Here is an 838-nt window from a genome sequence, read left to right on the forward strand (position 1 = left end):
CCCCACATGACGGTCTACGAGAACATGGCCTTCCCCCTGAAGCTGCGGAAGTTCCCCAAGGAGGAGATCGACAAGCGGGTGCGGGAGGCCGCCGAGACCCTGGACATCACCCAGTATCTGGACCGGAAACCCAAGGCTCTGTCCGGCGGCCAGCGTCAGCGCGTGGCCATTGGCCGTGCCATCGTCCGGGAGCCCAAGGTGCTGCTGATGGACGAGCCCCTCAGCAACCTGGACGCCAAGCTGCGCAACCAGATGCGGGCGGAGATCATCAAGCTGCGGCAGAAGATCGACACCACCTTCATGTACGTCACCCACGACCAGACCGAGGCCATGACCCTGGGCGACCGCATCGTCATCATGAAGGACGGCGTCATCCAGCAGGTGGGCACCCCCCAGGAGGTCTTTGACCACCCCGCCAACCTGTTCGTGGCCGGCTTCATCGGCGTGCCCCAGATGAACTTCTTCGATGCCGAGCTGGTGAAGAAAGACGGCAAGTACGCTGTGGCCGTGGGCGGCATCACAGTGGAGCTGAGCGAGGAGAAGCAGGCCGCTCTGGCAAAGAACAACGTGGAGCCCCAGGCCATCACCCTGGGTGTGCGGCCCGAGCACATCGCTCTCATGGGCGACGGCGCCCAGATGCTCCACGGCACCGTGGACGTCAGCGAGATGATGGGCAGCGCGGTGCACCTGCATGTGAACGTGCTGGGCAAGGACGCCATCATCATCGTGCAGACCATGGACCTGCAGGGTGTGGTGAACACCGATTTCTCCATGGGCCAGGACATCGCCTTTACCTTCGGCGGCAACGTGGTCCATGTGTTCAGCAAGGAAAACGGCA

The 838-nt window shown here is 63.1% G+C and carries 1 protein-coding gene; it reads left to right on the top strand.

The window, feature by feature from the left end; all coding sequences use genetic code 11:
• A partial coding sequence (locus tag JQM66_RS12420) for an ABC transporter ATP-binding protein (protein ID WP_235230177.1) occupies positions 1-838 on the top strand: 838 nt, incomplete at both ends.

The organism is Oscillibacter valericigenes (assembly GCF_021531915.1).
GTDB lineage: Bacteria > Bacillota > Clostridia > Oscillospirales > Oscillospiraceae > Oscillibacter > Oscillibacter valericigenes_A.